The organism is Sphingobium phenoxybenzoativorans (genome assembly GCF_001757355.1).
GTDB classification, from domain to species: Bacteria; Pseudomonadota; Alphaproteobacteria; order Sphingomonadales; family Sphingomonadaceae; genus Sphingobium; species Sphingobium phenoxybenzoativorans.
Genome location: NZ_MINO01000105.1, coordinates 1 through 9,233 on the forward strand (window position 1 = coordinate 1; position 9,233 = coordinate 9,233).

11 protein-coding genes are annotated in these 9,233 nt (G+C 64.7%); 7 read left to right on the forward strand and 4 right to left on the reverse strand.

The annotated features are described in order from the left end of the window. Both BHQ40_RS22830 and BHQ40_RS22835 read right to left on the reverse strand, forming a co-directional pair. A partial coding sequence (locus BHQ40_RS22830; RefSeq protein ID WP_139139442.1) for an MmgE/PrpD family protein occupies positions 1–545 on the reverse strand: 545 nt, incomplete at its 3' end. A gap of 40 nt (positions 546–585) precedes the next feature. After that, positions 586–1,452: a MaoC family dehydratase gene (locus tag BHQ40_RS22835; RefSeq protein ID WP_070158055.1), complete on the reverse strand. Its 867-nt coding sequence runs from the start codon at positions 1,450–1,452 to the stop codon at positions 586–588. A gap of 101 nt (positions 1,453–1,553) precedes the next feature. Between BHQ40_RS22835 and BHQ40_RS22840 the strand changes: the two genes are divergently transcribed. After that, the gene (locus tag BHQ40_RS22840; RefSeq protein ID WP_070158056.1) at positions 1,554–2,336 is read left to right on the forward strand and encodes an enoyl-CoA hydratase/isomerase family protein; all 783 of its coding nucleotides are present in this window, start codon (positions 1,554–1,556) and stop codon (positions 2,334–2,336) included. 7 nt (positions 2,337–2,343) lie between these two features. Here the strand turns inward: BHQ40_RS22840 and BHQ40_RS22845 are convergent, their stop codons facing one another. After that, positions 2,344–2,667, reverse strand: a complete 324-nt coding sequence (locus BHQ40_RS22845; protein WP_070158057.1) for a 2Fe-2S iron-sulfur cluster-binding protein — start codon at positions 2,665–2,667, stop codon at positions 2,344–2,346. A 139-nt stretch (positions 2,668–2,806) separates the two neighbouring features. Here BHQ40_RS22845 and BHQ40_RS22850 point away from each other — a divergent pair, with 139 nt between their 5' ends. Next, entirely contained in the window at positions 2,807–3,727 is a 921-nt protein-coding gene (locus BHQ40_RS22850) for an SDR family NAD(P)-dependent oxidoreductase (protein ID WP_070158058.1), read from the forward strand. Here the strand turns inward: BHQ40_RS22850 and BHQ40_RS22855 are convergent. Then, positions 3,708–5,144 carry an MFS transporter gene (locus BHQ40_RS22855; RefSeq protein ID WP_070158059.1) on the reverse strand — a complete coding sequence of 479 codons (1,437 nt, stop codon included), beginning with the start codon at positions 5,142–5,144 and terminating at the stop codon, positions 3,708–3,710. The genes BHQ40_RS22850 and BHQ40_RS22855 overlap by 20 nt on opposite strands. A 231-nt stretch (positions 5,145–5,375) precedes the next feature. Here BHQ40_RS22855 and BHQ40_RS22860 point away from each other — a divergent pair, with 231 nt between their 5' ends. The 5 genes from BHQ40_RS22860 to BHQ40_RS22880 form a co-directional block, all read left to right on the forward strand. Further along, positions 5,376–6,413: a Rieske 2Fe-2S domain-containing protein gene (locus tag BHQ40_RS22860; RefSeq protein WP_070158060.1), complete on the forward strand. Its 1,038-nt coding sequence runs from the start codon at positions 5,376–5,378 to the stop codon at positions 6,411–6,413. Positions 6,414–6,491: 78 nt separating this feature from the next. Next, a complete protein-coding gene (locus BHQ40_RS22865) occupies positions 6,492–7,013 on the forward strand; it encodes a VOC family protein (RefSeq protein ID WP_070158061.1) in 522 nt (173 codons plus the stop codon). Between the two features lie 29 nt (positions 7,014–7,042). Next, a complete protein-coding gene (locus tag BHQ40_RS22870; RefSeq protein WP_070158062.1) occupies positions 7,043–8,143 on the forward strand; it encodes an alpha/beta hydrolase in 1,101 nt (366 codons plus the stop codon). 31 nt (positions 8,144–8,174) lie between these two features. Next, positions 8,175–8,963 (forward strand): enoyl-CoA hydratase-related protein, encoded by a 789-nt coding sequence (locus tag BHQ40_RS22875; protein ID WP_070158063.1) that lies wholly within the window; start codon positions 8,175–8,177, stop codon positions 8,961–8,963. Between the two features lie 8 nt (positions 8,964–8,971). After that, on the forward strand, positions 8,972–9,233 hold a 262-nt coding region (locus BHQ40_RS22880; protein WP_139139443.1), incomplete at its 3' end, for an SDR family NAD(P)-dependent oxidoreductase.

Consider the following 9,233-nt stretch of genomic DNA (forward strand, 5'->3'; position numbering starts at 1 on the left):
AGGATAAGGCCCGCGGCGACGGCCGCACCGAACACACCGGCCGCGCTGGTCGGGTGAAAGCCGCGGCGTCGCAAATGGGGGTGCGCGACGGTCGCGATCGCGATCATCGCTTCGTAGCCGCAGGTGATGGCGTGGAGCAGCTTCGCTCCCGAAACCTGGCGCCCATGTGCCGCGTATAGCGCGGCCGGGATCACGCAAACGGCGGGATGCACCGAACCCTGGCGATGGCCATCGTCGAGCTCGATCCCATGTCCTGCGGTTGCCGACAGGAAGGTCGCATCGAGAATGTCCGCGCGCCGGCGCCGGCCAGGCACGGCGACCGGCCCCTCCGATCGCACAGCGCCCAGCATCCGCTCGGTCTGATCGGTAAGATCGCTCTGCGCCCCGGCGACCATTACGCCCATCGTGTCGATCAGTTGACGCAGCGCCGCGTGGCGCACTTCCGGCGGCACGGTTTCCCAGCGGCAATCACGGATGAAACGCAGCAGCGCGGCGGTCGGAGCTTCGCCGGTGGAAGCGCGGGCGACGGTTTCGGTAACGCTCATGCAAGAGTCCTTTCACATCGGGTCAGGAATAACGGCGCGATCACGCGGCGCCGATCTCTGCACGGCCACGATCGAATACGATGACGTCGCGCTCCGCCGCCCGGGCGCGCGCAAAGATTTGTCCGCTGCCCTCGTCCCAAAGCTCGACGCGAAGCGTCTCGCCGGGGAACAGCGGCGCCGAAAAGCGCCCCTCGATCAGGGTAAGGCGTTCGGGCGCATAGCCGGCTGCGCGGTCCAGGACAGCGTGGCCGACCATCGCGAACGTGCACAGGCCATGCAGGATCGGCCGCTCGAATCCGGCCGAAAGCGCCACGTCGGGATCGGCGTGGAGCGGGTTATAGTCGCCGCAAAGCCTGTAAAGCAGCGCCGCCTGCTCAAGGACCGGAAGATCGACGATATGGTCGGGCGCCCGTTCGGGCACCGGGTCGAGGATGCGCAACGTCCCACTGCTCGTCCCGAAACCGCCATCGGCGCGCAACATGTTCGTCTGTTCCACTTCGGCGAGCACACGTCCCGAGACGGGGTCGCTGATGTCCCGCCGCGTCACGATAAAGGCCCCTTTCCCGGTGCCCTTGTCCACGAGCGCGCTCACCTGCTGGCGGCTTCTTATGGTGCCGCGGGTCGGCAGATTCGCGTGCAGGACGATACGCTGCTGGACGTGAAGGACCTTGCGCCAATCCACCCCCGTGGCTGGATTTTTGAGCCAGAAGCCGCGATAGCCCATGACGTTTGCCATCATCGGAAGCGCCTTCAGCCCTTCCTCATAGACGAAAGGCAGCTGCCGCCGGTCCGTCGCCGGCGATCCCAGGCCGACGGCGAGCGCGTAAAGCATCACGTCGCGCGGCTCGACCTGATGATCGAGTTCGGGGAAGTGCCAACCCAGAAGCTTTGCGGTGTCGATCGCCATCCTTTCTGCTCTCCTGTCGCGGTGAATCGTGCCTGGTTGCCTGCGCACTTTCATACCGCTAAACGAAAGTCAATTCTGCTTTACGAAATTGAGAGGCCGATATGACGACGACCTTGACCGCCCGGGAGACCAAGGGCCCCCTCACCATCGTAAGCCTTACCGATCCGGATCGTGCCAACGCGCTGAGCATGGATATGAAGCAGGAATTGCTCGACCATGTCGCCGACTTCTTCGCCGATCCGGCGCAGCGCTGTCTCGTGCTGACGGGAACGGGCCGCGTCTTCTGCGCGGGCGGCGATCTGGGGACACTGCGCGAAGGGCAGGACGCTCCCGCCACGCGGGCCCGCCTGGTGAGCACTTACGCGTTGATCCGCCAGTTGCTGCTGGGCGAAAAGCCGGTCATCATGGCGGTCAACGGAGCGGCCGCAGGTGGCGGCTTTGGCCTGGCGATGCTCGGCGACGTCATCTTGGCATCGGACAAGGCCAAGTTTCGGCCCGCCTTCCCCGCGGTGGGCGTGGCGGCCGATGTCGGCCTCGCGCTGACCCTGCCGCGCGCCATCGGTAGCGTCAGGGCGCGCGACATCCTGCTTTGCGACCGCACGGTGGAGGCGAGCGAGGCGCTCGCGATCGGAATGGTCAGCGCCGTCCATACCGCCGACACGCTCATGGCCGCGGCGATCGAACTGGGCCTCAAGCTTGCCGCCGGGCCGACCCAGGCGCTCGGCCTGACCAAGAAACTCCTTCGCATCGCGCAGGAGGTGCCGCTGGATACGTTTCTCGATGCGGAATTCGCGGCGCAGGCGATCTGCTTCGGCTCGGCCGATTGCCGCGAGGGCGTCAACGCCTTTTACGAAAAGCGCGCGCCGACTTTTTCCGGCCGGTAGCCCCAACCTAGCGGAATTGTTCCTCGGGCACGCTCACGCTCAACCCCTCGAGCGCGTCGGTCACCGCGATCTGGCACGAAAGGCGGGCGCCCTCGAGCGGTAGCGGCGCCATCTCCAGCATCATGGCCTCGACGTCTCCGGCATCGCCTAGCCGGTCGCGCCACGCCTCCGCGATGACCACCCGGCAGGTCCCGCAGGCACAGGCGCCGCCGCAATCGGCATCGATACCCTCGACCCCGGCGCGGATCGCGCTTTCCATCAGCGAAAGTCCCGATTCTGCGTCGATCACTTGTGCCGTGCCATCGTGGGAAATAAACGTGATCCGGGGCATTTCGTCTCTCCCATTCGTTGGGTCCATATCAGCCGCTACGTACTCAACATATTCCGCAGAGCAAAATTATTTTTCACTATTTGACATGAAATCGAAGTTCCGACTATCAGCCATTTAGCAAAAACAAGGTGGCAGAGCGATGGACAGTGGAAAGAGTCTCGAAGGCAAGACAGTCGTCGTAACGGGCGCCGGCCGCGGGATCGGGCGCGAAATCGCCCTGCTTGCGGCGGCCGAGGGCGCGAACGTGGTCGTCAACGACCTGGGCGCGACTCCCGACGGCAGCGGGGCCGAGGCGACACCGGCCAACGAAGTCGTGACGGAGATTGCTGCCAAGGGCGGCCGCGCGGTCGCCAATGGCGACGACGTGTCGACGTCCGAAAGCGCGGCGCGCATCATCGAGGCGGCGATGGACAGCTTTGGCCGTATCGATGCGGTGGTGAACAATGCCGGCATCCTGCGCGACGTCATCTTTCACAAGATGAGCGAGGAGGACTTCGAGCGCGTGGTCCGCGTGCATCTTTTCGGCAGCTTTCACGTATCGCGCGCCGCCGCTCCGCACTTCAAGGCGCAGGGCCACGGCAGCTTCGTCCACTTCACTTCCGCTTCGGGTGTGATCGGGAACCTGGCCCAGGCGAACTACGCCGCCGCGAAGATGGGTGTCGTCGGCCTGTCGAAATCGATCGCGATCGACATGCGCCGCTTCGGCGTGCGCTCCAACTGCATCGTGCCGTTCGCGTGGAGCCGGCTGATCGGCACTCTGCCCGAGGAGACCGAGGAGCAGCGACGGCGCGTGGCGCGTTTCAAGAGCATGGGCCCCGACAAGATCGCGCCGCTTGTCGCGTTCCTCTGCGGCGATCTGGCGGCCGATGTCACCGGACAGATTTTCGCAGCGCGGCGGAATGAGATCTTCCTGATGAGCCAGCCGCGGCCCCTCCGCTCGGTCCAGCGCGACGAAGGATGGACGCCGCAGCTCATCGCCGAACGCGTGCTGCCCGCCTTCCGGCCCGATTTCTACCCGCTCGACATGTCGGCAGACGTGTTCAGCTGGGATCCGATCTGAGCGGGGCTACAGGGGCGGACGCAACGCGATTGCGGACCGCCCCCCGCAGCCAGACGGCGCTGGCGACCGCCAGCAGGGAAATGACGGCGACGTAACCGATGCTCGCCAGAATGGCGCCGGGCGCGAGGTAGGTGCCGCCGGGCGCTGCGCCGGCGGTTCGTCCGGCAACGAACAGTCCCGCAACGATCTGCGCCCCGATGCCCTGGAATGTCATGCGCAAGACCATCGTGATGCCGGTGGCCTCGCTCGTCCGCTCCGCCGGTACGTGCTGAACGACAACCGCGACGGTCCCGGTCAGCGAAATCACGACACCGGCGGAAGACAGGCATACGAGCAGCACGACCAGCCAAAGTTCGTGATGGCCGAAATACAGGCCGGTCCAGGCGATCAGGCTGAGCAGCGTCCCCGCCATGATCGCGCCCTGCCCGCCGCTCCGCCTCGCAAGCCTGCCAGCCCACACCGCGCCGAGCGCGCTGGCGACGTTCGAGGGCAGCTTCAAGAGCCCGGTCATCGTCGCGGTGAGGCCAAATCCGATGCCCGTCCAGACCGGTTGCTGGATCAGGATCGGAAATATCTGCATCACCTGGAACGCTCCCATCGAAACCAGCAGCGCGCTGAGGTTGGCAAGTGCGACCGGCTTCTTGCCCAGCAGCCGAATGTCGATGAGCGGGTCGCCATGGCGCAGCTCGTGCCGGACCCAGATCAGCAACAGGACGAGGCCCGACGCGAAAACGAAGGCCGGTTCGAGGGCGATGCCCGCGGCGGAGGATTGGCTGATCGCCAGCAGGATCAACCCGACCGCGGGGGCGAACAAAATGCCGCCGAACAGATCGGATCGCTTATTGTCCGACGCCGCGCCGCGTGACCGCGGCAACGCGATCAGGCATAGCAAAAGCGCGCTCGCCGCCAGGACGGCGCTGGCCGTAAAAATATGCTGCCAATGCCAATGATCCGCGATCACGCCGCCAATCAGGAACCCGCCCGCGGCGCCCAGACTTGCCACCGCCGTGACCGCGGCGAGGCCGAAGGACAGTTTCTCCGCCGGCAGATGTTCGCGAATGATCCCATAGCACAGTGGCAGCACGGCGCCCGCTACGCCCTGGATCGAACGGCCGGCGATTATCCAGCCGAGATCGGATGCAAAAGCGCTAATGATCGATCCGGTGCCGGCGACGAGCAGCACGGCGGCAAGGACCGTCGAGCGGCCGATCAGATCGCCCAGGCGGCCGCAGAGCGCCGCCGAAGCGCCCGCCACCAGAAAATATCCGGTGACCAGCCATGCAACCAGGGCCGGGTCACCAAATTGGCGCATCGCGCCGGGCAGCGCCGCGAACACGAGGGTCGTCTCAAGCGAGCCCGCCAGCTCCGCCACGCATAATATTGTTAGAACAGTGACCCAGCCGGACTTGCGTTGCATCGCAATCCCCTTTTCCAGAAACCGTCGTTGTTTTCTTACCTGAAATCGCCTTTAACAAACTGATTTATATATATTCTTTGCAACGACTATAGATACCGATAGGCCAATGCGCCGCTTTTGAAAAGATCGAATGGCAGAATTGACTTTTGCTATGCGGACAAATATGAGTCCTCGGCACAGTGGTAGCCGCCCCTCGCAGGGCCAGCGCCCCACAATACTCGGGAGCATACGATGCGCGAAGGCAGCGACGAGGCGAATGGGTTTCTCCGCGAATTCTGGTACATGGGGGCATGGGCCTCCGAAGTGACCCGCAAGCCGATGCGGCGGGTCATCATGAACGATCCGATCGTCTTCTACCGCCTGGAGGACGGCGGTGTCGCGGCGATGGAAGATCGCTGCCCGCATCGCAACTATCCGCTGTCGCGCGGCGAAGTCACGGGCGACAACATCCAGTGCGGCTATCACGGGTTGACCTTCGGTCCCGGCGGCCAGTGCGTTTACGCGCCGGGCCAGGACCGTGCGCCGAGCGCGGCGAAGCTGCGTTCCTACCCGGTGACCGAACGCGGCGGCATCGTGTGGATCTATACCGGCGATCCCGCCCGCGCGGCGAGCAGCCCGGTACCCGACCTCGAATGGATGACCGATCCGGCCTGGACATCGTGGATCGACGGATCGATCTATCTGCGCTGCCATCACCAGTTGCTGACCGAAAATCTGCTCGACATCAGCCACCTGGCCTACGTCCACAAGACGAGCATGGGCAGCGATCCCGACCGCATCGCGGCGTCCGAAACGACCGTGACGGCGCTGGACGACGGGGTTCGGCGCCGCGTGCGCATATCGGACATTCCGACGCCAAAGGTTTTCAGCGGCTCGGCGCTTGTCGAGGACCGCGTCGACCAGTGGACCGAGAGCTGGATGATCCCCGGCCTCTATCAGAACCATACCCGCGTTCGCCCGGCGAGCACCGTACCGTGGGAAGACGCCGGCGAGGCTCCGCTCCAGAACCGCTCGTTTCATGGCATCGTCCCCGAGACGGACACGACGACGCACTATTTTCACGGCGGCGCGCGGCTGATCGTCGATGTCGAGACGATCACTGGCGAAAAGGCGCACGAGATCCTCGAAGAGGATGTCGGCGTGCTCGAGGCGATCCAGGACAACCAGCGGTTCGTCGGCGGGCGTCCGCTCGTCAACCTGCGCAACGACGGGACGGTGATGCAATGGCGAGCCGTCCTGCGCAATCTGCGCAGCGCTCAAGCCGCGTGATGCGCCGGGCACCCGCGAAATCCATCACCGCATAGTGGGCGCCGGAGCAGTCCGGGGACAGATAGCAGGAGACCAAATATGCTCAGCAGCTTTCATCATGTCGCATTTCGCTGCAACGATGCGATCGAGACCGTCGATTTCTATACGCGTGTCCTGGGGATGAAATATTCGCACGCCGTGTCCGCCGACATCGTCGGATCGACGAAGGAATACGATCCTCACATCCACCTCTTTTTCGAGCTTGCCGATGGCAGTTCGCTCGCCTTTTTCGAGGTCCCGACACGGCCCGACGCGATCGAGGATACGAACACGCCGCCGTGGGTCGAACACGTCGCGTTCCACGTCCATTCCGAAGAAGAGCTTGAAGCCTACCGGCAGCGCCTCGTGAACGCGAACATCGATTATCTCGGCCCGGTGGGCCATCACGACAAAGGCCAGAAGTCGATCTATTTCTTCGACCCCAACGGCATCCGCCTCGAATTCAACCTTCCCTCGACCGACATCGATCCCGCCGAGCGAGAGAGGCACGCACAGGAAGTGCTCGATCAGTGGGCCGACCGGAAGGCGCGCGGCGATTTCAAGCAGCGCGGCGCGGCCTGACAAGGCACTTAATCGGGAAAGACAGGCGAATGCAATCCAACCTCGTCATGCTCAAGATCGCCAAGGGTGCGCCTTTGGAGACGCTGAGCGGGATCCAGAACAGCGACCCGCGCGCCTATGGCCGTTTCGTCGATCCCGGCCATGGCCGCGACGCCGCCTATCTGTTGATCCATCCGACCAACAATTTCATGAACCATTACCTGGTCGAGCCGTTGGCCCGGCGCGGGCGCGCCGTACTGGCGATGAACACGCGCTACTCGGGATCGGATTCAATGCTGGTCATGGAGCGCGCGATCCAGGATCTCGGCGCCGGGATGCGCTTCCTGCGCGAGCAGGGGTTCAAGAAGATCGTGCTGATCGGCAATTCCGGCGGCGGGTCGCTGACCGCTTTCTACCAGCAGCAGGCGGAGCGGCTGACGATCACCGATACGCCCGACGGCAATCCGATCGACCTGAAGCCGGAGGACCTGCCCCCGGCCGATCAGCTAGCGATCCTCGCGGCACATTGCGGCCGCGCGGCAACGCTGACAGACAGCCTCGATCCCGCGGCGATCGACGAGAACGATCCCAACCTCAGCAACGACAGCCTCGATATGTATTCCGGCACCAACGCCCCGCCTTATGATCGGGACTGGCTAGAAACCTACCGCGCCGAACAGAAGGCGCGCAACGAGCGGCTGACCCAGAAGGCGCTGCGACTTATCGAGACATCGCCAAGCGGCGACGATGCCTTCGTCGTCTACCGGACCAAGGCAGACCCGCGCACGCTCGATCTGACGATCGATCCGAGCGACCGGAAGGCCGGCGCCATCTGGGGCGATGCCGGCACGATAAACCGCCAGGCCAACGGGCTCGGGCGCTTTTGCACGGCCCGCTCATTCTTGAGCCAGTGGAGCCTGCGCCTGACGCGGGCGCACGGCCCCCGCTGCATCGCGGACACCACGGTCCCGATCCTCAACATGGGATTCACGGCGGACCAGGCGGTCTTCCCCGCCAATGTGGCCGAATGGGCGGCAGCGGCCGGCGACCGGTGCGAAAGCCACACGGTCCGCGGCGCGGGCCACTACCCGCAGGACAAGCCGGTGCTTGTGGAGGAGATCGCTGAAACACTCGTCGGCTGGGGCGGCTGACCCTCTGTCCAGACGCCCAAGGGAGAAGATCATGACTTACGAAGACGTGTTATACGAGGCGAATGGCGGCATCGCGACCGTGACGATCAACCGCCCCGAAGTCAGGAATGCCGTGAGGCCGCGCACGTATGAGGAGCTGACTCACGCGATGCACCGCGCGGCCGACGATCCGACCGTCGGCGTCGTCGTCCTTACAGGCGCGGGCGACAAGGCCTTTTGCTCCGGCGGGGACGTGCGCGATCAGTCGGAGCGCAAGCCTTCGGTCGGCCGCACCCACATGCGCCGCCTTTTCGCCCTTTCCTCCGTCATGCGGATGATGGACAAGCCGATCATCGCCAAGGTTCGCGGCTTCTGCGTCGGGGGCGGGAACGAGCTCAACCTCTTCTCCGACATGACCATCGCGGCGCGCGGATCCAAGTTCGGGCAGGTCGGCCCCAAGGTCGGCAGCGTTCCGATCTGGGGCGCCTGCCAGCTGCTTGCCCGTTATGTGGGCGAACGCAAGGCGCGGGAGATCCTCTATACCTGCCGCCTCTACAGCGCCGAAGAGGCGCTCGACATGGGGCTGATCAACGCCGTCGTCGAGCCTGAGGATCTCGATGCCGAAGTCGAGAAGTGGTGCAACGAGGTGCTCGACAAGAGCCCGCAGAGCATCAGGATCGCCAAGCTGGCTCTCAATGCCGGATCCGATCAGGACTTTTATCCCTCCTTCTTCCCGAACGCCGAACTCCTGGCAGGCGCTTACGGCAATGCCGAGAATATGGAGGGGATTTCGGCGTTCTTGGAGAAGAGGCCAAGCGATTTCCGGCAGTATCGCCGCTGAGCGAGACTGTGCGCAGCGCCCTCATTTCAGGCGCCAACAAGGGCCTCGGCCTGGCAACCGCGCGCTTGCTGGGTCAGCGGGGTCTGCGGATATGGATCGGGGCGCGCTCGTCCGCGGAGGGCGCGGCCGCGGCCGAGGAGCTCCGCGGCGAGGGCATCGATGCGCGGCATGTCACGCTCGATATCACCAGCGATGCCAGCGTCGCGGCGGCGGCCGCGCGGATTTCGGACGAGACCGGGCTCGACATCCTGATCAACAACGCGGCGATCA